The following is a 24,642-nucleotide window of genomic DNA, read 5'->3' as shown; positions in this document are numbered from 1 at the left end:
GTTCTGCTGCGGAGTGGTGCTGGGGTGGGCTGTCTGTCTGATGTCGAGTTGCCTGTCCGTGTCGGGATGTTCGTGAGCGTAGCGTGACTGTGGTGTCGCGGTGTGCGAAGAGCGGAGGCCAAGGCGGGCGCAGATACGTTCCTGAGGGCGTTGCGGCGGGGCGTGGCGGTCGCCCGGTGTGATCACCGGATGGCCCCAACTGGGCGCATTTGCAAGGCCTGTCGGGGTTCCCCCGGACGGCCGAACACACACGGTCAACCCGGCCCGCGACCGTCGCGGACCGACATCACCGCCTGGCGTGTCAACTTCCAGCCGTCGCCGTGTCGTTCGACGTAACCCAGTGCTCGGAGTTCGTACAGTCTCGCGATCGCGTCGTCCGGTGCGGTCTGTGCGGAGCGCGCGATCTCGTCGGGCCGGGCCACGCCGCGTCCCGGAAGTGCGGCGAGCACCTGTCGGGCGGCCGGTTCCAGCAGGTCCCGGGGCAGGACGGGGCCGCGCCGGTCGGGGGCCAGCTCCCCGATGTCACCGACCAGTTCGACGACGTCCGCGACGTCGGTGACCAGGGCGGCCTCCCCGCGCAGCAGATCGTGCACTCCGGCGGAGAGCCCGCTGGTGGCCGGGCCCGGCACGCCTATCGTGTGCCGGCCGAGACGCTGCGCGGCCCGCGCGGTGACCAGGGAACCGCTGCGGTGGGCGGCCTCGACGACCACCGTGCCTCGGGTGAGGGCTGCGATCACTCTGTTCCGCAGGATGAAACGGCTCGGCGTCGGATGGTCGCCGGGCGGCAACTCGCCGATCACCAGACCCTGTTCGGCGATCCGGCCGATCAGTTGGGTGTGGCCGCGGGGGTAGGGCCGGTCGACGCCGCAGGCGAGGACTGCGACGGTGGCGCCGCCGGCTCCGAGCGCTCCGCGGTGCGCGGCGCCGTCGACTCCGTAGGCGCCGCCGGACACCACGACCCAGCCGTGCTCGGCAAGGCCGGCGGCGAGGGCCGCGGCCATGTGGGCCCCGTACTCGGTGCAGGCCCGGGCGCCGACCACGGCGACGGACTTCAGCGCCCACATCCGCAGACTGGGCCGGCCGCGCACCCACAGCCCGAGGGGCCGGGCGTCCCCGAGATCGTCGAGCTGTCCGGGCCACTCCGTGTCCCCGGGAGGCACGAACCGCACCCCGGCGTCCCGGGCGGCCTGCAGATCGCGGCCCGGCCGGGCGGCCTCCGCCCTGGCCAGGAGCCCGGCCCACCGCTTCGCGCTCGCCCCCGGGAGGGCGGGCCCGCCCTCCCGTAACCGCCGTACCACGCCCCCGGCCCCGAGCTCCCGCACCCACCGCCCGCCGACCTCGTCACCGGGCTCGAGGACCCGGGTCAGAAGCACCCTGTCGAGCAGTTCGTCGTCCGCTTCGCCGCCGCCGCTCATGTCAGCCCCCCGATGGCCATGGGGACGCCGTGCGACACACCGGTGCGCAGCTGGAGCGCGAGGGCGACGTCCGTGGCGTCGGGTCGGTCGTGGCCGACGAGGTCGGCGACGGTCCAGGCCACGCGCAGGACGCGATCGAGACCGCGGGCGGTCAGGACACCCCGCTCCAGGTTCCGCTCGGCCTCGTCCATCGCGCCGGGCAGCGCATACCAGCGGCTGCGCAGCTCACGGCCCGGCACTTCGCTGTTCGTGTACCAGGGGGTGCCCGCGAGGCGCTCCACGGCCCGCTCCCGGGCCGCACGCACCCGGTCGGCGACCGTCGCGGTCGACTCTCCCCTGGCCCCGAGGGCGGTCAGCTCGGTGCGGGTGATGCGGTCCACCTCGACACGCAGGTCGACCCGGTCCAGCAGCGGTCCGGAGAGCCTGGCCTGGTAGCGGCGGATCACCGACGGCGGGCATTCGCACAGGTCGTCCCGCTGCGAGAAGCGTCCGCACGGGCAGGGGTTGGCCGCGAGCACCATGAGGAACTTCGCCGGGAAGCGGACGACTCCCGCGCTGCGGGCGATCACGACGTGCCCCGCCTCAAGCGGCTGGCGCAGGGCGTCCAGGACCTGGCTGCTGAATTCCGGTGTTTCGTCGAGGAACAGCACCCCGCGATGGGACAGCGACACCGCCCCGGGTCGCGCGATGCCCTGACCGCCCCCGACGAGGGCCTGCATCGTGGCCGAGTGATGCGGGGCGCAGTAGGGCGCGACGTCGATCAGCGGCTTGCCCGGGGGCAGCAGCCCCGCCACCGAGTGGACCGCGGTGACCTCCAGCGACTCCTGCCGGCCGAGCGGAGGCAGGATGGCCGGCAGTCGCTCGGCGAGCATGGTCTTGCCGGCGCCGGGCGGCCCTTCGAGGAAGAGGTGGTGCCCGCCCGCCGCGGCGACCTCCACCGCCGCTCGCGCCGAAGTCTGGCCGACGACGTCCGCCAGGTCGTGGCCGTGGTCGCGCTGGGCGGCGCCGATGGTGTGCATGCCCGTGGCCGCGCCGGTGCCCGGCACGCGCAGTCCGGCGAGGAGCGGGTCCGGGCGTCCCTGCTCGTCCTGTTCCTCATCGGGCACGGGTTCGTCGGCGAGGATGGCGATCAGCTGCCGCAGGCTGCGGACGCCCAGCACCGACACCCCGGGCACGAGGGAGGCCTCGGCGGCGGCGCACTCGGGCACCACCACCTGCTCGTATCCCGCGTCGGCCGCCGCCAGCACCGCAGGCAGCACCCCCCGCACCGGCCGCACCCGCCCGTCCAGCCCCAGTTCGCCGATCATCACGAGGTCGGCGAGGACCCGCGGGTCGACGCGCTCCGCCGCACCGAGGACCGCCGCCGCGACGGCGAGGTCGAAGCCGCTGCCGGACTTCGGCACCGAGGCGGGGCTCAGCCCGATCGTGAGCTTCTTCTGGGGCCAGGCCGCGCCCGAGTTGACGACTGCGGCACGCACCCGGTCCTTGCTCTCCGTGAGGCTCTTGTCGGGCAGTCCCACCAGCGTGAAGGCCGCGACGCCGGGCTCGAGGTCGGCCTGGACCTCGACGACCACGCCCTCGACGCCGACCAGCGCGACCGAACACGTACGGGCGAACGCCATTCAGGCCACCCCCCGCACATGCTCGACCACGGCGGCGCCGCGGGCCGGCAGCAGTACCCCGACCACGTCGACGCGGACCCCGCCGGGCGGCGCTCCCCCGTGCGTCTGGATCCACCGCTCGGCCAGGTTCCGCAGCCGCTCCGCCTTCTGCGGGGTCACGGCCGCCATCGGATGCCCGAAGGGGCCCTCCCTGCGGGTCTTCACCTCGCAGACGACCAGGACGTCCCCGTCCCTGGCCACGATGTCGATCTCGCCGGTCCGGCCGGAGCGCCAGTTGCGCTCCAGGACCGTCAGACCGGTCTCGGCCAGCCGCCGTGCGGCCAGGCTCTCCCCGTACTTCCCCATGGCACTGCGTGCCAGCTGTGCGGTCATGTCGGCACCACCTCCGGCGCCAACGTTCACGCACCCTCACCCAAGAAGTGGATCTTGGTGGACAGCTCAGCGATTGTGGACAACTCCGTCACCCACTCGAGGAAACCTCAGCCGCTCGGCAGCTCCAGGTCGCTCTTGTTCAGCTCCTCGATGTTCACGTCCTTGAACGTGAGCACCCGGACCTGCTTCACGAACCGCGCCGGCCGGTACATGTCCCACACCCAGGCGTCCGCCATGGACACCTCGAAGAAGACCTCACCCTGGACCGAGTGCACCTGCATCTCGTAGTCATTGGTCAGGTAGAAGCGCCGCTCGGTCTCGATCACGTATTTGAACAGACCGACGACATCGCGGTACTCCCGGTAGAGCTTCAGCTCCATCTCGGTCTCGTACTTCTCGAGGTCCTCGGCGCTCATGGCATGTTCCCCTTCAGCCGTGCGATCCCCCCATTGTGCGCCAGTCCCGTGAGCCCCTAGACGATTTCCGGGTCAAGGATCACTGGCCTGGCCGGGGGACCTTCGTCGAGCAGCGTGCGCAGCAGCCCGGCGAGTCTGGTCGGATACACCGTCTCATGTGCCCGGCTCAGTTCCGGACACGTCCACCAGCGCGCTCCGGCGACACTGCGCCGTTCCAGCTCGGTCAGCCCGGTGGCGGCCACCGCCGTGCGGTCCGTACGGGCCAGGTAGTACCACTCGTCCTGGTCCCAGCGGCGGCCGGCGAACGGGAAGGAGCACCTCCGCCGCCACAGCACCGGGCCGAGCTCGACCCCGGTGATGCCCGTCTCCTCGGCGAGTTCCCGCAGAGCGGCCTGTTCACGGGTCTCGTCGCCCTCCACACCCCCGCCGGGGGTGAACCACCAGTCGTCGGCCGGATCGTCCGGTTCGTGCCCGTGCAGCAACAGGATGCGGTCCTGCGGGTCGAGCAGGACGACCCGGGCGACCTTGCGCAACCCGCCCTCGTAGGTGTCCTGGCCCGCCCCCACGGCGTCAGCGGACACCTGCGGACTCCGCGCTCTCCCGTCGGGCCCGGGCCGCACCGGTGCGCTTGGCGATGGGCCCGTAGGCGCCTCCGCCCAGGACGAGCACCGCGCCGGCGATCACGAGGAGGGTGATCGTCCGCAGCGGACCGGGCGAGGAGAGGGCGCCCAGCGGCTCGAAGCCGGTGGGGCGCTCCAGCATGCCCTTCATCGGCCACACGACGGAGTCGACACGGGCGTCCACGGCCGAGCGCGCCACCGTGCCGCTGGCGGCGTCGGTCAGGTGGGCGGTGGAGTCCACGGAGTTGCCGCGCTCGTCACCGAGCAGGAACAGCCGGCCCTTGGGGACGGTCACGGTCGGGAAGTTGCTCATCTCGGCCGGCGTGCCCTGGGGCAGGTACGTTTCGTCGATCTCCTTGCCGTTGACTTTCAGCTTGCCGTCCTGGCAGCAGGAGACCGTGTCGCCCCCGATGGCGACCACGCGCTTGACCATCGGCGCGTTGGCCCACGTCGCGTCCTTGAAAACGACGACGTCACCGCGGCGCACCTCGCCGCCGTCGACGCGCTGCGCCAGGATCCGGTCGCCCGCCCCGATCGTCGGGGTCATCGAGCTGGTGGGCACGGTGTACGGCCGGTAGACCACCGCTCCCCAGGCGAATCCGCCAAGGAACAGCACGAGGCCCAGCCCCACCATCAGTCCCGACAGTCGCTGCCCGAGCCGGCTCCCGACCGGGGCCGCTCCTGTGCTCCCGCTGCTGCGCGGAGTCGTGCGCATCGCGCTCTCGCCACCCATGGAGCCGCACCCTACCCGTCGGTACCGGGGAAGGGCAGCCCGCGCAGGAAGCCCGATCACGCCACGAGGAGAACGCGATGGCCCCCCGGGTCCGAAGATCCCGGGGGCCACCGCGTTCACGGTCGGGCACACCCGGTACGTGAAGCATTTTCCGAAGGGGACGATCGGTCACGTCCTGGTCATCCAGGCGTGGGAACTCAGGGGTTCAGCCCGTTCTGGTCGAAGGTGTCGGGCACGGGCAGCGTGCCCCAGCGGTAGATCGGCCAGGCCTTCACGATGGCGCGTCCGACGACCTCCTTGACCGGGACCATGCCGTGGTACTTCTCGCCCTGGTTGTAGCGGGAGTCACGCGAGTTCTGCCGGTGGTCGCCCATGACCCAGATGTAACCCTGGGGCACCTTGACCTTGAACTGGCCGCCCTGGTCGTCGTTCGAGCAGGGCGTGTTGCCGGGGAAGACGTACGGCTCGTTCAGTGCCTTGCCGTTGACCTTCAGCGGGCCGGTCCCCTTGCACTCGACCGTGTCTCCGCCGACCCCGATCACCCGCTTGATCAGGTCCTTCTCCTCCACCGACGGCATCAGGCCGATCCAGCTGAGGAACGTCTGCAGCGCGTTGGGGTCGGGTGTCGGCTCGCCCCTGAGCCAGTTGCCGGGGTCGTGGAAGACGACGACCTCGCCGCGCTCGGGCTCGGAGCCGAACCAGGGGGTGAGCTTGTCGACCAGGACACGGTCACCCTGCTGGAGGGTGTTCTGCATCGAGTCGGAGGGGATGGAGAAGGCCTGCACCAGGAAGGTCTTGATCAGCAGCGCCAGCACCAGCGCGATACCGATCAGGATCGGCAGCTCCTTCCAGAAGGAGCGCGGCTTCTTAGGTGCCCGGGTCGTGCCGCCCGGTCCCTGGTCATCGGCTGTCGTGTGCTCGCCCGTCACCCTGTCGTCCTCGGCTGCCCCGGAGTCACTCCCGGAGGTCACGGCGCTGTCCGCGGCCGGGACGGCGGATTCCGCGGGGCGTCCGCGATGCTCCTCGCCGTCGTGTCCGGACCGTGCGCCAACCGCCACATCCCCCACGCCAACTCCTCACTCTGTGCCGCCGCCTGCCCCATACACGGCGCAGGCCCACCACTCCCATAACGAGCGGGAGTTCCGCAGGGGTCGGGAGCTGGATCGTCTCGTTCGAATCGTAGGAGGCAACCCTATGCGACAGTTCGGGAGCTGCGGTCGACCCGGAGGCCGAGTCGGACACGGAAGCGTAGGTATTCGGTTCCTCCAGCATGTTCCAGTGTCCGAAGGGCCAGGCGATGACCATGGCGCGGCCCACCACCTCGCTCTCGGAGACCGTGCCCCCGTAGTCCGTGTCCTGGTGGGCGCGGGAGTCTGCGGAGTTGTTCCGGTGGTCGCCCATCACCCACAACCGCCCCTGGGGGACGGTGATGTCGAACGGCGTGTCGGACGGGGCGGCGCCGGGATACAGGTAGTCCTCGACCAGCGGGACGCCGTTGACGGTCACGCGCCCCTGCGTGTCACAGCACTTGACGCGGTCGCCGCCGACGCCGACGACGCGCTTGATGAGGTCCTTCTCGTTCTCGGACGGCAACAGGCCGATGAAGGTGAGCCCTTCCTTGACCTGCTTGATGACGACGGGGTCCGACTTCTGCGTGGTGGGCTGCTCGTCCTGGAGCCAGCCGCCGGGGTCCTTGAACACGACGACGTCCCCGCGCTGCGGCTTCGAGCCGAACCACGGGGTGAGCTTGTCGACCAGGACGCGGTCGCCGATCTGGATCGTCTGTTCCATGGAGCCGGACGGGATGACGAAGGCCTGGACGAGGAACGTCTTCAGCACGAGCGCTATCAGGACGGCGACGCCCACGAGGAGGGGTATCTCCTTGACGGCGCCGCGCCTGCGGCGCCGCTTGACCTTGCGCTGAAGCTTGCGGCGCTCGGCACGCGTACGGCCGCTTCCCGACGGGCCGGCGGCGCGCCGGGCGCCGGTGGGCAGCAGGTTCTCCGCGGGGCCCGCAGGGACGCCGCGCGGTTTGCCGCGGTTACCCATGGGCGCCCGCCTTGCCGGCGGCGGGCACGCGCGCATAGGCGTCGGGGCGGTGCAGCCCGGTGGCGTGGCCGAACGGCCAGATGATCCAGTCGGCGCGGCCGATCACGTCGCCGACGGGGATCATGCCGCCGCCCGGCGAGCCGAGGTGGTCGCGGGAGTCGCTGGAGTCGCTGCGGTGGTCGCCGAGGACGAAGAGGGTGCCGCGGGGCACGACGACGTCGAAGGGCACAGCGGACGGGCTGTCGCCGGGGTACAGGAAGCCCGACTCGTCGACCGGCCGGCCGTTCACCTGGATTCTCCCCTCCCTGTCGCAGCAGACCACGTGGTCGCCCCCCACGCCGACAACGCGTTTGATGTAGTCCGCGTGCCCGAAGTACCCGGTCCCGTCGAACACGACGATGTCTCCCCGCTGCGGCGCGGCACCGAAACGGTACGCCAACTTATTTACGAGAACCCGGTCCCCGATCCTCAATGCCTGCTCCATGGATCCGCTGGGGATCTGGAACGGGCGCACCACGAACGTGCTGAGCGACAGCAGGAACACCAGGCAGAGCAGCAGGGTGAGAGTGATCCGGCCGCCCGGGACGTGGGCGCTGAGGCGCGAGACCAACGCGAAACGCGACCGGTCCTCCGGCCCTGCGGGTTCCGAGGTCGTTCCCTCGGAGCCGGAAGGGCGGGAGGAGCGGTCGCGCTCCGTCGGCTGTGCTTCGGTGTCCATCGGAGCCAGATGCTATCCGGCCCCGACGTGAACCCCGGAGAGCGCTCAGTTCTCGCGCTTCTCCTTGATCTTCGCGGCCTTGCCGCGCAGCTCGCGCAGGTAGTACAGCTTGGCGCGGCGGACATCACCCTTGGTGACGAGCTCGATCTTCTCCACGATCGGGGTGTGCACCGGGAAGGTGCGCTCGACGCCGACGGAGAAGGAGACCTTGCGGACCGTGAAGGTCTCGCGCACGCCGGAGCCCTGGCGACGGATCACAACGCCCTTGAACTGCTGCACACGGGAGCGGTTGCCCTCGATGACGCGGACGTGGACGTTGACGGTGTCGCCCGGACGGAAGGCGGGGACGTCGCTGCGCAGCGACGCGGAGTCGACGGTGTCGAGCAGGTGAGACATTGTGTCTGCTTTCCTCGCTGATGCCACAGGTCATCAACGGAAACTAGGTGTTTCGGGATCAGGTGTGTGCGGGTCGGGGCGGACGTCGTCTCCCCCTGTGGCAGGGGCGCACGCCGGACGGACGCACAACAGCTCGCTATTCTTCCACGCCGTCGGTCCTGCGCCAAAATCGGCCGTACGGCTCCCCCGCCGGGTCGGCTGCCCAGCCCAGGATGGAGAGCATCTCGCGGTCCTTCTTGCCGAAGGCCTTGGGGTCGCACCGCTCGATGAGGTCGGGCCGGTTGGCGGTCGTGCGCTTCAGGGCCTCGTCGCGGCGCCACCGGGCGATCTTGCCGTGGTGGCCGCTGAGGAGCACCTCGGGGATGTCCCGGCCGCGCCACTTTGGCGGCTTGGTGTAGACGGGCCCCTCCAGCAGGCTCGCCATGGCACCGGGCGCGAAGGAGTCGTCGCGGTGGGACTCGGCGTTGCCCAGGACCCCGGGCAGCAGCCGCGCCACGGCCTCCGTGACGACGAGGACGGCCGCCTCGCCGCCGGCCAGGACGTAGTCGCCGATGGACACCTCGTAGACCGGCATCCGGGTCGCGTACTCGTCGACGACACGGCGGTCGATGCCCTCGTAGCGGGCCGGGGTGAAGATCAGCCAGGGCCGCTCGGAGAGCTGGACGGCGAGTTCCTGGGTGAAGGGACGGCCGCTGGGGGTGGGGACGATGAGGGCCGGCGCCCGGGAGCCCGTCTCGTAGCCGTCGGCCAGGACGGAGTCCAGTGCGTCACCCCACGGGCCGGTCTTCATGACCATGCCGGGGCCGCCGCCGTACGGGGTGTCGTCGACGGTGTTGTGCCGGTCGTAGGTCCAGGAACGCAGGTCGTGGACGTGCACGTTCAGCTGTCCACGCGCGCGTGCCTTGCCGACGAGGGAGACGTTCAGCGGTTCCAGGTACTCGGGGAAGATCGTGACGACGTCGAGGCGCATCACGACTCTTCCCGACCGGAGTCGTCCCGGCTGGAGGCGATCTCTGCGCGGTCGTCGATCAGGCCCGGCGGCGGGTTGACGACGGCCTTCTGCTCCTCGAGGTCGATCTCGGTGACGATCTCCTCGACGAAGGGGATCATCACCTCGCTGCCGTCGGGGCGCTCGACGATGAACAGGTCCTGCGAGGGCAGGTGGGAGATCTCCGTGATCCGTCCGACCTCGATGCCGTCCGCGGTGACCACGTCGAGGTCCACGAGCTGGTGGTCGTAGTACTCGTCCTCGCCCTCGGGCAGCTCCTCCGGGTCGATCTCGGCGATCAGGAGGGTGTTGCGCAGGGCCTCGGCGCCGCTGCGGTCACTGACGCCCTCGAAGCGCAGCAGGAGGCGGCCGCTGTGGACGCGGCCCGTCTCGATGGTGAGCGGTCCCGCGCCGGCGGGATCGGTGGCGAGTACGGCGCCGGGGCCCAGCCTCAGCTCAGGCTCGTCGGTCCGTACCTCGACGGTGACCTCACCCTTGATGCCATGGGCACGGCCGATCCGTGCGACTACCAGCTGCACGTGTGCAATCTCCTGTCATACGACTGCGGGCCGGGGACGGCCCTCAGGCCCTCCCCGGCCCGAGCCGGTTGCGTGATAAGCGTCAGCGGACGTGGTCCACGTCGACGAGGTCGACGCGGATGCCGCGACCGCCGATGGCGCCCACGACGGTGCGCAGGGCGCGTGCGGTGCGGCCGTTGCGGCCGATCACCTTGCCGAGGTCGTCCGGGTGGACCCGGACCTCGAGCACTTGCCCGCGGCGCAGGTTGCGCGAGGCGACCTGCACATCGTCAGGGTTGTCGACGATGCCCTTCACGAGGTGCTCGAGAGCCTCCTCGAGCATGCTCAGGCCTCGGTCGAAGCGGACTCGGCGGCCGCCTCGTCCTTCTTCTCAGCCTTCTTCTTCTGGGTGATCGCCTCACCCTTGCCCTCGTCGTCGCCGCCGATGGCCTCGAACGACGGGCGCGCGGCCTTCTCGGGCTGCGTCAGCAGCGGAGCCGGGGCGGGCTCGCCCTTGAACTTCTGCCAGTCGCCGGTCTTCTTGAGGATGGCCATCACGGGCTCGGTCGGCTGGGCGCCGACACCGAGCCAGTACGCCACACGCTCGGCGTCGACCTCGATCACCGACGGGTTGTACGTCGGGTGGTACTTGCCGATCTCCTCGATGGCCCGGCCGTCACGGCGGGTCCGGGAGTCGGCGACGACGATGCGGTAGTGAGGCGAACGGATCTTGCCCAGACGCTTCAGCTTGATCTTGACTGCCACGGGAGTGGGTTCTCCTGGTTTTGACGTGGTTGGGCACGGCGGAAATGCCGCGTGGGGATTTGCGGTACCCGAGTGCCCGATGGACGCGTCAGCCGGAGGCGAGAGGGTTCCTGTGCGACTGTCGAGTACAGCTAGCCATTGTGCCACACCCCGCGGGTCGCTCCGGGCCCGGGCCCCGGGGCCGCCGTGCGGGCATGCCGGGAGCGCACCCGGCGTGAGTGGGGTACGTCGGGTGCGCGTCACGGCCCGAGCCCTGCGCCGCGGACCGGCAGCCACGAGTTGCCGGTGCGGGGCGTCAGCTCGCTACCGCTCCCACGACGTCCGGGATCCGGAACGGCTTGCCGCAGCCGCCGCAGACGATGGGGGCCTGGGCGAGGACCGACGGGACGACGCGGACGTTGCGACCGCAGTCACAGACGGCCTTGACGCGTACGCCGCCGCCGGAGGAGCCGTGCCGGGCGGCCGGTCCCCGGAAGGTGCGGGAGGTGTCGGAGGAGGTCGCGGCGGTGTGTGCCTTGAGGGCGCGCTGGAGACGCTCCATCGTCGGGCGGTAGCGCCGCTTCGCCTCGGGGGTGAGCGTGACCAGGGAGAAGCCGCTGCTGGGATGCGGTTCCTCGGGGTGGTCCAGGCCCAGCTCCTCGGCGATCGCGAGGAATCTGCGGTTGTGGTAGCGGCCGGCACGGGAGGTGTCGCGGACGCCACGCGAGGCGGCGATGCCATGGACTGCCTCATGGAGCAGTCGCTCGAAGGAGAGCTCGTGACCGCACGCGGACGACGACTCCCCGATCAGGGACTCTGGCGCGGCAAGGTCGGGCAGCTCGGGGTGGTACCGCTGAATATCGGCCCACGCCTGTGCCAGCTCTGCGGCGAGTACAGGTGGTGTCTGTGTCGTGCTCACGTAATGACAACGAGCCGGGGTGCCCCAGTGTTCCGATTCCGGGCCATCCCAAATAATTTGCACGTACCCGTCAGTTGCCTCTGATGCGTCCCGACGAGGGCGGGTGCGCATATCTGTGGATAAGCCGCACAGCTCACCGCAATGCGGTGCGTAGTACCGCGTACGCCCGCCCGTCTCCCGCCACCACCCTCAACCGAGGCCCTCCGGGCCACCCTCTCGATCGGCGCGTATTACCTGTCCACACGCCGGGGCGACAGGAGTCCGCTGATGCGCAAGAGGTGTTTCGGTCGCCTCGCGCCCCACCCGGCATGCGCCTGCCCCACCCCCGGTGAGCGCGTGTCCCACCTCAGTAAGCGCGTGCGACGACCGCGACGTTACCGGGTGCGTCGTCGGCGTCCGGCACCGACCCGTCCTCGGCGACCAGACACCGTACGGTCACCGCGTGATCGGCGAGCTTGGACTCGCCCTCCTCGCCGAGCGCGGCCCAGGGGATGCGCGCCCAGCCGCCGGCGGTGGCCGCCTCGACGGCCTCCTCGAACGTGGAGACCTCCGTCGTACGGGACTCGCGGCGCTCGCGGGACTGCCTGAGCAGCGTCGCCTGGTCCTCCTCGAGGATCCCGGGGAGCAGCCCGGCCAGAGCGTCCAGCGCGACCGGCTCCTTGCCGCCGGGGATGCGGCGGGCCAGCATCGCGGTGCCGTTCTCCATGACCATGGTGCCGCGCACCGGACCGTTGTCGGCGAGCTCCGCCTTGGTGATCAAGTCCTGGTACCAGCGAGGGAAATCGTCCGCCCGGGGGGTGAGAACGGGTGCCTTGGTCATGGCGGGATGGTACGGGCTCACGTTGCCGGAATGTGAAATCTCGCCATAGGCACATGACAACTCACAAGCCCTGCCCCATTCCACTGGACGACAGGTCGAGGGGGGAGTTTCCTGGCATACGGGGGTAGTGCGAGCGCACTGTCACGGGGGCCATGGAATCGGGCAAGAGGCAACTCTCGGCGGATTGGGGCGCTTACTTATGACACCTACGCTCGTGCGGCAGCACCTGCCTCACGCGGGGGCGAAACCCCGCGTGGACCTGCGTGCACGCGCGCGTGACTGGTCCGAGATCCAGGAGCGGATGCTGGTACCGCTCTACGAGGCCGTCTACGAGCGACTGGAAGTGGGTCCCGCCACGCGGCTGCTCGGCCTCGGCTGCGGTTCCGGGCTCTCCCTGCTGATGGCCGCCGCCCGGGGAGCGTCGGTCACCGGTGTCGACGTCTCCCCCGAAAGAATGACCCTGGCGCGGGAGCGGCTGCTGCCCGAGGCGCCGGGCACGCGCGCGCGGCCGGACATCCGGCTGGTCGACGGCTCTCCCCGGGATACGGCGGTGCCGGGCGCTCCGGGGTACACCCTGGTGACCGCCTTCGAACCGATCGGGTGCCTCGCGGGCGACTCGGAGGGGCTGGGCGGGCTGCTCGCGGAGGCGGCACCGCTCGCCCGGCGCGGTGCGGCCGTGGTGCTGGCCGGCTGGGGTCCGCCGGAGCGGTGCGCCACGGCGTCCGTGATGCGGGTGGCCACGAAACTGGCGGAGCCGCTGCGCCATGCGGGCAGCTGGCGTCCGGCCTGCCGCGACGACCTGGAGGACGTCGCCCAGCGGGCCGGTCTCAAGCCGGACGGGTCGGGGCGGGTGGCGTGCCCCTTCGGATACGCCGACGTGGACAGCGCGGTACGCGGCCTGAAATCGACGGGACTGTTCGACGCGGCGATGACGGCGACGGACCAGGTGCAGGTGGACAAGGAGCTGACCGAGGCCCTGCATCCGCACCAGCGGCAGGACGGGACGGTATGGATGCCGAACGTGTTCCGGTACCTGATCGCCCGGACACCCTGACGCACGCTTTTCCGGTGCAGGTGTGAACAGTGTGAAGAAGGCACCACGAGGTGCTTTTGGTTTCACGAAGTGGATCATGAACGCCTCATGTGATCCACCGTTCGGGGGACCTACACATCTGCATACAGGAGCTGCTGTGCCGCACCACCGGACCGCGCTGCGCCTCGTCGCGCCCGTCGCCGTCCTCGCTCTGACGCTCACCGCCTGCGGGGGCGGCGACGACACCGCCGACGCGAAGAGCACGGGCACCGCCCAGGCCAAGACCTCGCCGTCGCCGGAGCCCGCTTCCGGCGGCGAGATGGGGACCGGCGAGAGCGCGACGGGCAAGGTCGCGGAGGACCCGGGCGAGGTCACCTACGAGGTCCTGGCACAGAAGGTCGACATGGGCTCCGAGGCGGAGGCGGCGAAGGTCGTCTCGGAGCCCGACAAGGTCAAGGGCAAGGTGCTGGCCGTCGCGCTCCTGAAGTACACCCACAAGAGCGGGCCCGCCCTCACCGACGGTTCCGATGTGCACGACGGCACCACGGTCTTCGCCGACGGGCAGCGCGGCACCGTCCTCATCGGCGCGTCCGAGGACGCGGCGGGCTGCGAGGACCCGTACGACGTCGACAGCTGGAAGCAGGGCGAGAGCCATGTCTTCTGCGAGACGTACGTGATCCCGGCGAACGCCAAGAGTGTCGAGGTTCACTGGGCCGAGGAGGACGGCGAGCCGTACATCTGGAAGTTCCCGAACGGCTGACCCGCGAGCCGCCGGCACACCACTGAGGGCGCCCCCCTGAGACAAGGGGGGCGCCCTCGGTGCGGTTCGGGCAGGACGTCAGCCCATGAACTTCTTGAACTCGTCGGGGAGTTCGAAGTCCTTGCCGCCCTGCTGCGGCAGTCCGAAAGCGCCGCCGCCCTCGGCCGCTGCGGCCCGGCGGGCGGCCTCCTCCTGCTCCTGCTGCTTGCGCTTCATCGGGTTGCCGGAGCGCTGCTTGCCCTTGGCCTTCTTCGGCTGCTTCTTGGTGCGGCCGGGGCCGCCGCCCATGCCGGGCATCCCCGGCATCCCGGGCATGCCGCCGCCCTGGGCCATGCGGGACATCATCTTGCGGGCCTCGAAGAACCGCTCGACCAGGTTCTTGACCGCGCTGACCTCGACGCCGGAACCCCGGGCGATACGGGCGCGGCGCGAGCCGTTGATGATCGTCGGCTCCTGGCGCTCGGCCGGGGTCATCGACTTGATGATGGCGGCCGTGCGGTCGACGTCCCGCTCGTCGAGGTTGTTGATCTGGTCCTTCATCTGGCCCATGCCCGGGAGCATGCCGAGCAGCTTGGAGATGGAGCCCATCTTGCGGACCTGCTCCATCTGGGCCAGGAAGTCGTCCAGGGTGAAGTCCTGGCCCTTCTTGGACGCCAGCTTGGAGGCCATCTTCTCGGCCTCTTCCTGGCTGAACGTCTTCTCCGCCTGCTCGATCAGGGTGAGGAGGTCACCCATGTCGAGGATGCGGGAGGCCATCCGGTCAGGGTGGAACGCGTCGAAGTCGTCGAGCTTCTCGCCGTTGGACGCGAACATGATCGGCTTGCCGGTGATCTGCCGGATCGACAGGGCGGCACCACCGCGGGCGTCACCGTCGAGCTTGGAGAGCACCACGCCGTCGAAGCCGACGCCGTCGCGGAAGGCCTCGGCCGTGTTGACGGCGTCCTGGCCGATCATCGCGTCGACGACGAACAGGATCTCGTCCGGGGAGACGGCGTCGCGGATGTCCGCGGCCTGCTGCATCATCTCCTGGTCGATGCCGAGGCGGCCGGCGGTGTCCACGATCACGATGTCGTGGACCTTGGACTTGGCGTGCTCGATGGAGTCCTTGGCGACCTTGACCGGGTCACCGACGCCGTTGCCCGGCTCGGGGGCGTAGACCGCGACACCGGCGCGCTCGGCGACGACGCCGAGCTGGTTCACGGCGTTGGGGCGCTGGAGGTCGCAGGCGACCAGGAGCGGCGAGTGGCCCTGCTCCTTGAGCCAGCGGCCGAGCTTGCCCGCGAGGGTGGTCTTACCGGCACCCTGCAGACCCGCCAGCATGATCACGGTGGGCGGCTGCTTCGCGAAGCGCAGACGCCGGGTCTCGCCGCCGAGAATGGTGACGAGCTCGTCGTTGACGATCTTGAGGACCTGCTGGGCGGGGTTCAGCGCCTTGCTGACCTCGGCGCCGAGGGAGCGCTCCTTGACGTTCTTGATGAACGTCCGGACGACGGGAAGCGCCACGTCCGCCTCGAGGAGCGCGATCCGGATCTCGCGCGCCGTGGCGTCGATGTCCGCCTCGGAGAGCCGTCCCTTGCCGCGCAGGTTCTTGAAGGTCGCTGAGAGGCGATCGGAAAGAGTATCGAACACGGCGCTCGCGGTCCTCAGGGTTGGTGGCTACAGGGAATCGCCCTCCAGGGTATCCCGGCGTGACAAGTCGCCGGGTCGGCCTCACCCACGCAGTGTCTCCTCCAGCTTCCGCGCCACCGACGCCGCCTCGTCCCCGGGCAGCGGCGCGCCCTCCGGGCCGGTCACGTAGAAGGCGTCGACGGCGTTGGCTCCGAGTGTCGAGACATGCGCGCTGCGCACCTGCACGCTCGCGTCCTCCAGAGCCTGCCCGATGCGGTACAGCAGGCCGGGGGCGTCCTGGGAGCGGACCTCGATGACCGTGGCCAGCCGGGAGGCGGCCGGGTGGACGGACACCCGGGCCGCGGGGGCGACCACGCCCCGGCGACGCGGATAGGCCGCGTCCCGTTCGGCGAGGCGGCCGGCGATGTCCAGGGAGCCGTCCAGGGCCCGGACCAGGTCCGAGCGCAGCCGGGCGGCCTGCGGCAGCGAGCCGTACTCGGCGGCGACCCGCCAGTCCAGCAGCAGGACGGAGCCGTCGATGCCGTCCGGGAGGTACACGGAGCGCAGCTCGGCGGTGCGGACGGTCAGCCGGTGCATGGCGAGGACTCCGGCCACCGCGGGCAGCACCCCGGGCTGGTCGGGTACGGCGATGAGCAGCTCCACGCCCAGCGGCTCGGGGCCGCCGGACGGCTCCTGGCCCGCGGGCGGCTCGGTCTGGGCCCGCAGCGAGAGCACCGGGCTGCCCGTCGCCGCCGCCTCCAGAGCGAGCCGCTCCTGCTCGGCGGTCGGCGCGGCCTCCTCGGGTTCGTCCGGGGCGTCGCCCGCGAGCACCGCCGAGACACGTTTGACCAGGTCGGCGACGAGCGAGCCGCGCCAGGACGACCAGGCGGCCGGGCCGGTGGCGAGCGCGTCGGCCTCGGTGAGCGCGTGCAGCAGCTCCAGGGTGCCCTGTGAGCCGACGGCCTCGGCGACGGAGCGCACGGTGGCCGGGTCCTCCAGGTCGCGCCGGGTGGCGGTGTCGATGAGCAGCAGGTGGTGCCGTACGAGGGTGGCGACGACGGTCACGTCGTGGCGGTCGAATCCGATCCGGGTGGCCACGTCCTTGGCGATGATCTCGCCGGCCACGGAGTGGTCGCCGGGCCAGCCCTTGCCGATGTCGTGCAGCAGAGCGGCGACCAGCAGCAGGTCGGGGCGGCTGACCCGGCGGGTGAACTCGGAAGCCCGCACCGCGGTCTCGATCAGGTGCCGGTCGACGGTCCACAGGTGCACGGCGTTGCGCTGCGGGCGGCAGCGGACCCGCTCCCAGTCGGGCAGCAGCCGGGTGACCAGCCCCTCGGCCTCCAGCGCCTCCCACACCTCGATGGTGGGGCGTCCCGAGCCGAGCAGGGTGACGAGCTGTTCGCGGGCCTCGGCGGGCCAGGGCGTGGGCAGCGGGCGCACGGTGGCCGCCAGGCGCCGTACGGCGTGCAGGGACAGCGGGAGTCCGGCCTGCGCGGCGGCGGCCGCGGCGCGCAACGGCAGCACGGCATCGCGCTCGGGGCGCGCGGCACGGGCGAGCACCACCTCACCGTCCTGCTCCACCACGCCCTCGGCCAGCGGGGAACGCTCGCCGGCCGGTTTCCCCCCGCCCAGCATGGCGCGCAGCCGGGGCCGCACGGCGCGTGACCGCAGGACGCGCCCCACCTCGCGCCAGGTGACGTCACTGGCGTACGAGACGAGCCGCGCGGCCTCGTAGACCTGCCGCAGCAGGGTGTCCGCGTCGAGCAGGCCGAGCTCGGCGGCCACCTGGTCCTGCTCCTGGAGGGCGAGCCGGTCGGTGGCGCGCCCGGTGGCCAGGTGCAGGGCGTCCCGGACGTCGAGGAGCCGGCGCCGGGCGTCGGCGAGGCCCTCGCGCGGGGCGTCGGCGAGCCAGGAGGCGGCGACGGCCCGGAGGGCGGTGGCGTCCCGCAGCCCGCCGCGGGCCTCCTTCAGGTCGGGTTCCAGCAGGTACTGCAACTCGCCCTGGCGCTCGGCGCGTTCGGCGCACAGCTCCTGGAGTTCGGGGAGGCGCTTGGGCGCCTGGTTGCGCCAGTCGGCCAGGATGGCCGTGCGCAGCGACGCGGTGAGGCCGAGGTCGCCGGCGATGTGCCGGGCGTCCAGCAGGCCGAGCTGAACCTTGAGGTCCTCGCCGGCGGTCTTGCGGGCCTCGGCGGGCGTGCGGACGGAGTGGTCGAGGTCCAGGCCCAGGTCCCAGACGGGATACCAGAGCCGGTCGGCGAGGGCCGCGACCGCCTTGGTGTCGCCGCCGTCGTGCAGCAGGAGCAGGTCGAGGTCGCTGCGCGGGGACAGCTCACCGCGCCCGTAGCCGCCGACGGCGACCAGGGAAGCGCCGCGCAGTCCTTCCGAGCCCGCGGCGAACAGGCCGGTCAGCCAGTCGTCCGTCAGTTCGGCCAGGGCCGCACGGCGCGGCGGCCCGGACCGCGTCTCCTCGGTGAGGAGACGCAGCCGGGCCGCCGCGTAGCCGCTGGGTCCCGAGTCCTCTGCTTCCTTCTGCACGTCCGTACCCGTCACCCAGTGGCTCCTGTTCCGTTCGTCTGCTCGAGCTCGGCCTTCAGAGCGCGTCGGGACCGCGCTCGCCGGTCCTGACCCGTACGGCCGTCTCGACCGGGATCGACCAGACCTTGCCGTCGCCGATCTTGCCGGTGCGGGCCGCCTTGACCACCACGTCGATCAGCTGCTCGGCGTCGTCGTCCTCGACCAGGACCTCGATGCGGATCTTGGGGACCAGGTCGACGGTGTACTCGGCACCGCGGTAGACCTCGGTGTGGCCCCTCTGCCGACCGTAGCCGCTGGCCTCGGTGACCGTCAGGCCGTGTACTCCGAAGGCCTGCAGGGCCTCCTTGATCTCGTCGAGCCGGTGCGGCTTCACGACGGCGGTGATGAGCTTCATGCGTCCACCTTCTTGCTCTGGGCCACGGCGGCGGCGACGGCGGTCTTGGCGGCACCGCCACCGGCGCCGCTGAAGTCGTATGCGGTCTCGGCGTGCTCGGCCTGGTCGATGCCGGCGATCTCGTCGTCCTCGGGGACCCTCATACCCATGGTCTTGTCGAGGATGAAGGCGAGGATCGCGGAGACGATCAGGGAGTAGGCCAGCACCGCGAACACACCGGCGCACTGCTTCCAGAACTGGGTCAGGCCGCCGCCGTAGAAGAGACCCTCGACGGTGGACTGGCCCTTGCCGCTGGCGAAGAGGCCGATCAGCAGGGAGCCGACGACACCGCCGACCAGGTGGACGCCGACGACGTCGAGGGAGTCGTCGTAGCCGAACTTGTACTTCAGGCCGACGGCCATGGCGCACAGCACACCGGCGATGGCGCCGACCGCGATCGCGCCGAGCGGGGTGACCGCACCGCCGGCCGGGGTGATGGCGACCAGGCCCGCGACGGCGCCGGATGCGGCACCGAGCGTGGTGAACGCGCCGTGGCGGATCTTCTCGTAGATGAGCCAGGCCAGCATGGCGGCGGCGGTGGCGACCTGCGTGTTGACGAACATCAGCGCGCCGACGCCGTCGTCGTTGCCGAGCCAGGAGCCGGCGTTGAAGCCGAACCAGCCGAACCACAGCAGACCGGCGCCGAGCATGACCAGCGGCAGGCTGTGCGGGCGCATCGGGTCCTTCTTGAAGCCGACGCGCTTGCCGATGACGAGGATCACGCCGAGCGCCGCGGCACCCGCGTTGATGTGCACCGCCGTACCGCCGGCGAAGTCGATGACGCCCAGCTCGAAGGCCCAGCCGCCGGCGCCCCAGACCCAGTGCGCGACCGGGAAGTAGACGACCGTGGCCCACAGGGCGATGAACAGCGCCCAGGCGCTGAACTTCACGCGGTCCGCGAGGGCGCCGCTGATCAGGGCGGGCGTGATGATCGCGAACATCAGCTGGAAGACCAGGAACACGAACACCGGGATGGTGTAGCCGGGCCACAGCTCCGTCAGGCCGATGTTGCCGAGGCCGACCCAGTCGGAGTTCCAGCCGATGAGGCTGCCGGAGTCGGTGCCGAACGCCATGGAGAAGCCGTACAGCACCCACAGGATGGTGACGATCCCGAGGCTGATGAAACTCATCATCAGCATGTTCAGGGTGCTCTTGACGCGGACCATGCCTCCGTAGAAGAAGGCCAGACCCGGGGTCATGAGCATCACCAGGGCGGAACAGATGAGCATGAACCCTGTGTTCGCGGCAGAGAGCTTGGGAGCCTCTGCGGCAAGGGTGATGGCTGGTGCCATCGGCGTCTCCTCGTCATGTGTACGGCCCCGTGCGGGCGAAGCCTCGAGCGGATTGAGGGGCGGGCCGGTTATGCGCCACGAGATTGGCGCAGCGCGGTTTCGGTCGAGGCCCCTCGTTGTTTCGCGACCGTGACGAAGGCGCGTTCTGTGTTACGCGTCGATGAACTGCCGGATTGCGGGCGAGCTGATCGTTATCGTGGCGCAACCTTCGGCTTTCGGACAGCCGGGGGGAACACAGACCGGCCGCGGTCGGCCTTCCGATGACCTGGCATGGGGGGAGCCGAGTCGGGCAGTTCGGGAGGGCCGGCCGCGGCCGGGGTTCTGGGGTGGTGCGGCTTGTCAGACCGCTGCGGCGGTCTCGGGCAGTTCGGCCGAGAGCCGCTCGGTGAGATCGACGACCTCGCCCAGGTCGCCGAAGTCGCGGGCGGCGGTGTCGACCGTCTTGCGGATGCGCGTGTTCACCCGCTCGGAGCGGACCTTCTTGGCGACCTGCATGGCCTCGGTGGCGAAGACCGTGCTCCGCTCGGGCTCGCGCTGGAGGAGGTGGACCGTGGCCATGCCGATCAGGTTCAGCGCGTATGAGCGCTGGTGCTCGTCGTCCTCGGCGAAGAGCTCGACCGCCCGGTTCATCAGGGGCTCGGCCAGCGAGGCGTAGGTGGGGCTGCGCCCGGCGACGTAGGCCAGGTCGCGGTAGGAGTGGGAGTTCTCGCCGTACAGCTCGGCCTCGGAGAAGAAGCGGATCCAGTCGGGGTCCGGCTCGTCCCACTCGTCGGCTTCGGAGAAGGTGTCCTCGGCCATCCGGACCGCCCGCTTGCACTTGCCGGGCTGCCCCATGTTCGCGTAGGCGCGGGCCTCCATCGCATACAGCATCGACTGGGTGCGCGGGCTCGCGCAGTCACGGCTGCCGTACTGCGCGAGGTGGATCAGCTCCAGCGCGTCGTCGGGCCGGCCGAGGTGGATCATCTGGCGGCTCATGCTGGACAGCACGTAGGAGCCGAGGGGCCGGTCACCCGCCTCCTTGGCGGCGTGCAGCGCGAGGACGAAGTACTTCTGGGCGGTCGGCTGGAGCCCGATGTCGTACGACATCCAGCCCGCCAGCTCGGCGAGTTCGGCGGCGACCTTGAACAGGCGGCGGGTGGTGGACTCCGGCTGGGGCTCCTGGAGGAGGTCGGTCACCTCGTGCAGCTGCCCCACGACCGCCTTGCGGCGCAGGCCGCCGCCGCACTGGGCGTCCCACTGCCGGAACATCACCGTCGTGGACTCGAGGAGATCCAGCTCCGGCTTGGAGAGGCGGCCGCGGGCACGCCCGGAGCCGCCCGCGGGCTCGGGTGCGGACCTCGGGGCCGCGGGCGAGGGGACGAGCCAGCGCTGCATGGGCTCGATGAGGGCCGGGCCCGCGGACAGCACCAGCGAGCTCCCGAGGAAGCCGCGCCGCGCCAGCATCAGGTCGCTGCGCGAGAACTCGCTGAGCAGGGCCACCGTCTGCGGGCCCGTCCAGGGCAGGTCGACGCCGGTCGCGGAGGGTGACTGGCGCGCGGTGCGCAGCCCCAGGTCCTCGACGGAGACGACGACGCCGAAGCGCTCCGAGAACAGCTCGGACATGATCTTGGGGATCGGCTCGCGGGGGTTCTCGCCGTCGAGCCAGCGGCGCACGCGCGAGGTGTCGGTGGAGATGTGGTTGGCGCCCAACTGGCGTGCCCTGCGGTTGACCTGGCGGGCGAGCTCGCCCTTGGACCAGCCGCTGCGCACGAACCAGGAGGTGAGCAGCTCGTTCGGGCGCTTGTCAGCGTGCGTCGCGCCCACAGCGTTCCTTCCGCTTCCGCCGTTGCCGCTCACTGGAACGCCCCCATCCCTGAGACCACTTGTCGCCGAGTGCGCCAAGCCCTATCAGCATGCCGGTTCATACGGCCGCCCGTCCGGCCCTTGTCACCCTTCGAACGGAATGACGACTTGCCTCCGGCATACCCACGAGCGCATGTGCCCCCAGGACTCGTGCACACAAAGTAATCCTACGATCACCCGTCCAACCACGGCTCACACGGAAACGCCACCATTCGCCACCCCATCGAATGAACTCACGTACGCCTACGCGCGATTCACTTGACACGGCACGACCAGGAGCGGGTGCAGCGATGCATTCGGGGGCGCGCGTCGTCGGGCACGCCACCCTGGGCACATCCGGGCGCTGAATGAACCGAGCACCGCCGGGAAGGCGAAAACGGAGAGTCACGCATCGCGTCCGCAGCGTAACCACCGCTGCGTCGAACCCGTTGGAGGGGGCATGGGCTTCACGATCGGCATCAGCCGGGGCATGCGCGACATCCGGACCGGATCACGCCGCCGCAGCCGCACGTCGGACGGCACGGCGGTGGCCGAGTACACCGGACTGTGGGGCTGGGACGTGGTGCCGGGCGCCCGGGCATCGGCGGGCGCCTGTTCCTGTGGCCATGACGACTGTCCGGCGCCGGGCGCGCACCCGCTGGACTTCGCGCCGGTGCTCATGGCCGGGGCGACGCTGGACGACGTGACGCGGGCGTGGGGCGAGTTCCCCGGCGCCTCGGTGATGCTGCCGGTCGGCCGGGCGTTCGACGTCATCGAGGTGGCCGAGCCCGCCGGCCGCCGCGCGCTGGCCCGGCTGGAGCGCATGGGCCTGCCCGTCGGCCCGGTTGCGGCGACCCCGGACGGCCGCGCCCACTTCTTCGTCGCCCCCGGCGCCGCCGCCGACCTGCCCGGCCTGCTGTACCGCATGGGCTGGGACGACCCGGACTCCCTCGACCTGCGCGGCCTCGGCCCGGGCGCGCACATCACGGCGCCGCCCTCCGACCGCGGCGGTCTCGGCCCGGTGCGCTGGCTCCGCTCCCCCGCCCTGGACTCGGCGTCCCGCCCGCCGGAGGCCCGTCTGGTGCTGGGCACGCTGGCGTACGTGGCCCACCGGTCGCGGGCCTAGCCACGGGACGGACCCACACGGCGAAGCGCCCGGCCCCGACCACGTCCCGCCCGCCGGAGGCCCGTCTGGTGCTGGGCACGCTGGCGTACGTGGCCCACCGGTCGCGGGCCTAGCCACGGCACGGACACACACGGCGAAGCGCCCGGCCCCGACCACATCCCGGGGGCGGGCGCTTCGCCGTGCACGTACGACTTTCGCGGGTGAATCCTCGGTGGGTGCCGAGCTCACTCTCCGATAAGGGCGTCAACGAACGCCTCCGGCTCGAACGGAGCCAGGTCGTCCGCGCCCTCGCCGAGGCCGATGAGCTTGACCGGGACGCCCAGCTCGCGCTGGACCGCGACCACGATGCCGCCCTTGGCCGTGCCGTCCAGCTTGGTCAGCACGATGCCGGTGATGTCGACGACCTCGGAGAAGACCCGGGCCTGCACCAGGCCGTTCTGGCCGGTGGTGGCGTCCAGGACGAGCAGCACCTCGTCGACGGGGGCGTGCTTCTCCACGACCCGCTTGACCTTGCCGAGCTCGTCCATGAGGCCGGTCTTGGTGTGCAGGCGGCCGGCGGTGTCGATGAGCACGACGTTCGCGCCCATCTCCTTGCCCTCCTTGACCGCGTCGAAGGCCACGGACGCCGGGTCACCGGCCTCCGGTCCGCGCACGGTGTGGGCGCCGACGCGCTCGCCCCAGGTCTGGAGCTGGTCGGCGGCGGCGGCACGGAAGGTGTCGGCGGCACCGAGGACGACGCTCTGGCCGTCGGCCACCAGGACACGGGCGAGCTTGCCGGTGGTGGTGGTCTTGCCGGTGCCGTTGACGCCGACGACCATCACGATGCCCGGCTTGCGGTCCTCCGGCTCGGTCTTGACCGCGCGGTCCATGTCGCGGCCGACCAGCGTGATCAGTTCCTCGCGCAGCAGGGTGCGCAGTTCCTCGGGGGTGCGGGTGCCGAGCACCTTCACGCGCTCGCGCAGCCGCTCGACCAGCTCCTGGGTGGGCTGCACGCCGACGTCGGCGGTGAGCAGCGTGTCCTCGATCTCCTCCCAGGTGTCCTCGTCGAGGTGCTCGCGCGACAGCAGGGTGAGCAGGCCCTTGCCGAGGGCGTTCTGCGAGCGGGAGAGCCGGGTCCGCAGCCGGACCAGACGGCCGGCGGTGGGTTCCGGGATCTCGATCTCGGGAGCTTCGGCGGGCGGCTCCTCGACTACGACCGGGGCCGAGCCGTCCGGGAGATCCACCTCCTCTATCGTGCGCCGCGGTTCCTCCCGCGGCGTCTCGGCCTCGTCGCCGACGTGCGGCTCGGCCGGTGGGGCGGTGATGTCGGGCGCTGCGGGCGGGGGCGGGGGCAGCTGCTTCTTGCGCCGGCTGCCGACGATGAGCCCGCCGAGCGCGCCGAGCACGACCACGGCGATGACTACAGCAAGGATGACGATTTCCATAACAAGCCCAGTATGGCGTGACCGCCCGCTCGGCCGTTCGCTGTCCACGCGGGGCCGCGAAAGCCCCACCGGCCGGGCCGGCCCGCGGTCCGGCCTCGCGTCGACCGGAAGCCTCTGAAGGCGGAGTCGCAACGCGTCCAGTGTCAGGACTCGTGGGGTGCGCGGAGCAGCGCCCCCAGGGTGTGTCACGCCCCATGCGGTGGGCCGGGACACACCCTCTCATCTCTGGGAATGCACCCCTATCAACCTGACAGCCCGTCAGCTAACCTCTTCCGACACC

The 24,642-nt window shown here is 71.1% G+C and carries 24 protein-coding genes and 1 pseudogene; 3 read left to right on the top strand and 22 right to left on the bottom strand.

Annotated elements, in window-relative coordinates:
* Window positions 1-254: 254 nt before the first annotated feature.
* From dprA to HDC93_RS19240, 16 genes and pseudogenes are all read right to left on the bottom strand, one after another.
* A complete protein-coding gene (gene dprA / locus HDC93_RS19315) occupies window positions 255-1,415 on the bottom strand; it encodes a DNA-processing protein DprA (RefSeq protein ID WP_185012137.1) in 1,161 nt (386 codons plus the stop codon).
* On the bottom strand, window positions 1,412-3,037 hold the full coding sequence (locus HDC93_RS19310) for a YifB family Mg chelatase-like AAA ATPase (protein WP_185012136.1): 1,626 nt from the start codon (window positions 3,035-3,037) through the stop codon (window positions 1,412-1,414). The genes dprA and HDC93_RS19310 overlap by 4 nt, the downstream gene beginning before the upstream one ends.
* On the bottom strand, window positions 3,038-3,439 hold the full coding sequence (locus HDC93_RS19305) for a YraN family protein (RefSeq protein ID WP_185012135.1): 402 nt from the start codon (window positions 3,437-3,439) through the stop codon (window positions 3,038-3,040).
* A 77-nt stretch (window positions 3,440-3,516) separates the two neighbouring features.
* Window positions 3,517-3,825 carry a DUF2469 domain-containing protein gene (locus tag HDC93_RS19300; protein WP_003993268.1) on the bottom strand — a complete coding sequence of 103 codons (309 nt, stop codon included), beginning with the start codon at window positions 3,823-3,825 and terminating at the stop codon, window positions 3,517-3,519.
* 56 nt (window positions 3,826-3,881) lie between these two features.
* The gene (locus tag HDC93_RS19295) at window positions 3,882-4,406 is read right to left on the bottom strand and encodes an NUDIX hydrolase (protein WP_185012134.1); all 525 of its coding nucleotides are present in this window, start codon (window positions 4,404-4,406) and stop codon (window positions 3,882-3,884) included.
* The gene (gene lepB / locus HDC93_RS19290; RefSeq protein WP_185012133.1) at window positions 4,396-5,178 is read right to left on the bottom strand and encodes a signal peptidase I; all 783 of its coding nucleotides are present in this window, start codon (window positions 5,176-5,178) and stop codon (window positions 4,396-4,398) included. Before lepB (HDC93_RS19290) ends, HDC93_RS19295 begins: the two co-directional genes overlap by 11 nt.
* A 197-nt stretch (window positions 5,179-5,375) precedes the next feature.
* A complete protein-coding gene (gene lepB / locus HDC93_RS19285) occupies window positions 5,376-6,245 on the bottom strand; it encodes a signal peptidase I (protein ID WP_185012132.1) in 870 nt (289 codons plus the stop codon).
* Window positions 6,133-7,227: a signal peptidase I gene (gene lepB, locus HDC93_RS19280; RefSeq protein WP_185012131.1), complete on the bottom strand. Its 1,095-nt coding sequence runs from the start codon at window positions 7,225-7,227 to the stop codon at window positions 6,133-6,135. The genes lepB (HDC93_RS19285) and lepB (HDC93_RS19280) overlap by 113 nt, the downstream gene beginning before the upstream one ends.
* Window positions 7,220-7,945 (bottom strand): signal peptidase I, encoded by a 726-nt coding sequence (gene lepB / locus HDC93_RS19275; protein ID WP_185012130.1) that lies wholly within the window; start codon window positions 7,943-7,945, stop codon window positions 7,220-7,222. Before lepB (HDC93_RS19275) ends, lepB (HDC93_RS19280) begins: the two co-directional genes overlap by 8 nt.
* Before the next feature lie 45 nt (window positions 7,946-7,990).
* The gene (gene rplS / locus HDC93_RS19270; RefSeq protein WP_030852073.1) at window positions 7,991-8,341 is read right to left on the bottom strand and encodes a 50S ribosomal protein L19; all 351 of its coding nucleotides are present in this window, start codon (window positions 8,339-8,341) and stop codon (window positions 7,991-7,993) included.
* Window positions 8,342-8,477: 136 nt separating this feature from the next.
* Window positions 8,478-9,311 carry a tRNA (guanosine(37)-N1)-methyltransferase TrmD gene (trmD, locus tag HDC93_RS19265; RefSeq protein ID WP_185012129.1) on the bottom strand — a complete coding sequence of 278 codons (834 nt, stop codon included), beginning with the start codon at window positions 9,309-9,311 and terminating at the stop codon, window positions 8,478-8,480.
* On the bottom strand, window positions 9,311-9,868 hold the full coding sequence (gene rimM, locus HDC93_RS19260) for a ribosome maturation factor RimM (protein WP_185012128.1): 558 nt from the start codon (window positions 9,866-9,868) through the stop codon (window positions 9,311-9,313). The genes trmD and rimM overlap by 1 nt, the downstream gene beginning before the upstream one ends.
* Window positions 9,869-9,950: 82 nt before the next feature.
* The gene (locus tag HDC93_RS19255) at window positions 9,951-10,190 is read right to left on the bottom strand and encodes an RNA-binding protein (protein ID WP_031107040.1); all 240 of its coding nucleotides are present in this window, start codon (window positions 10,188-10,190) and stop codon (window positions 9,951-9,953) included.
* A gap of 2 nt (window positions 10,191-10,192) precedes the next feature.
* Window positions 10,193-10,612 (bottom strand): 30S ribosomal protein S16, encoded by a 420-nt coding sequence (gene rpsP, locus HDC93_RS19250; RefSeq protein ID WP_010044494.1) that lies wholly within the window; start codon window positions 10,610-10,612, stop codon window positions 10,193-10,195.
* Window positions 10,613-10,907: 295 nt separating this feature from the next.
* On the bottom strand, window positions 10,908-11,510 hold the full coding sequence (locus HDC93_RS19245) for a hypothetical protein (protein ID WP_031107038.1): 603 nt from the start codon (window positions 11,508-11,510) through the stop codon (window positions 10,908-10,910).
* Window positions 11,511-11,856: 346 nt separating this feature from the next.
* Window positions 11,857-12,237 (bottom strand): annotated as a pseudogene (locus HDC93_RS19240) (proline--tRNA ligase); the annotation flags it as partial.
* Window positions 12,238-12,529: 292 nt separating this feature from the next.
* Between HDC93_RS19240 and HDC93_RS19235 the strand changes: the two are divergent.
* Together HDC93_RS19235 and HDC93_RS19230 are read left to right on the top strand one after the other, a co-directional pair.
* Window positions 12,530-13,384: a class I SAM-dependent methyltransferase gene (locus tag HDC93_RS19235; protein WP_185012127.1), complete on the top strand. Its 855-nt coding sequence runs from the start codon at window positions 12,530-12,532 to the stop codon at window positions 13,382-13,384.
* 136 nt (window positions 13,385-13,520) lie between these two features.
* A complete protein-coding gene (locus HDC93_RS19230; RefSeq protein WP_185012126.1) occupies window positions 13,521-14,123 on the top strand; it encodes a hypothetical protein in 603 nt (200 codons plus the stop codon).
* Window positions 14,124-14,201: 78 nt separating this feature from the next.
* On the opposite strand, the gene ffh is transcribed toward HDC93_RS19230, so the two are convergent.
* The 5 genes from ffh to HDC93_RS19205 all read right to left on the bottom strand — a co-directional run bounded on the left by ffh (window position 14,202) and on the right by HDC93_RS19205 (window position 21,827).
* A complete protein-coding gene (gene ffh, locus HDC93_RS19225; RefSeq protein WP_185012125.1) occupies window positions 14,202-15,752 on the bottom strand; it encodes a signal recognition particle protein in 1,551 nt (516 codons plus the stop codon).
* 81 nt (window positions 15,753-15,833) lie between these two features.
* Complete coding sequence (locus HDC93_RS19220; RefSeq protein WP_185012124.1) at window positions 15,834-18,281, bottom strand: [protein-PII] uridylyltransferase; 2,448 nt, start codon at window positions 18,279-18,281, stop codon at window positions 15,834-15,836.
* 40 nt (window positions 18,282-18,321) lie between these two features.
* Window positions 18,322-18,660 (bottom strand): P-II family nitrogen regulator, encoded by a 339-nt coding sequence (locus HDC93_RS19215; protein ID WP_030231663.1) that lies wholly within the window; start codon window positions 18,658-18,660, stop codon window positions 18,322-18,324.
* A complete protein-coding gene (locus HDC93_RS19210) occupies window positions 18,657-19,991 on the bottom strand; it encodes an ammonium transporter (RefSeq protein WP_185012123.1) in 1,335 nt (444 codons plus the stop codon). Before HDC93_RS19210 ends, HDC93_RS19215 begins: the two co-directional genes overlap by 4 nt.
* A 339-nt stretch (window positions 19,992-20,330) precedes the next feature.
* Window positions 20,331-21,827: a hypothetical protein gene (locus HDC93_RS19205; protein ID WP_185012122.1), complete on the bottom strand. Its 1,497-nt coding sequence runs from the start codon at window positions 21,825-21,827 to the stop codon at window positions 20,331-20,333.
* 445 nt (window positions 21,828-22,272) lie between these two features.
* Between HDC93_RS19205 and HDC93_RS19200 the strand changes: the two genes are divergently transcribed.
* Complete coding sequence (locus tag HDC93_RS19200; RefSeq protein WP_185012121.1) at window positions 22,273-22,938, top strand: bifunctional DNA primase/polymerase; 666 nt, start codon at window positions 22,273-22,275, stop codon at window positions 22,936-22,938.
* Window positions 22,939-23,162: 224 nt separating this feature from the next.
* Here the strand turns inward: HDC93_RS19200 and ftsY are convergent, their stop codons facing one another.
* Entirely contained in the window at window positions 23,163-24,362 is a 1,200-nt protein-coding gene (gene ftsY, locus HDC93_RS19195) for a signal recognition particle-docking protein FtsY (protein ID WP_185012120.1), read from the bottom strand.
* Between the last annotated feature and the right edge of the window lie 280 nt (window positions 24,363-24,642).

Origin of the sequence: Streptomyces sp. AK010 (assembly GCF_014207295.1) — a bacterium.
Lineage (GTDB): Bacteria > Actinomycetota > Actinomycetes > Streptomycetales > Streptomycetaceae > Streptomyces > Streptomyces massasporeus.
This window is presented reverse-complemented; position numbering and strand designations above follow the sequence as displayed.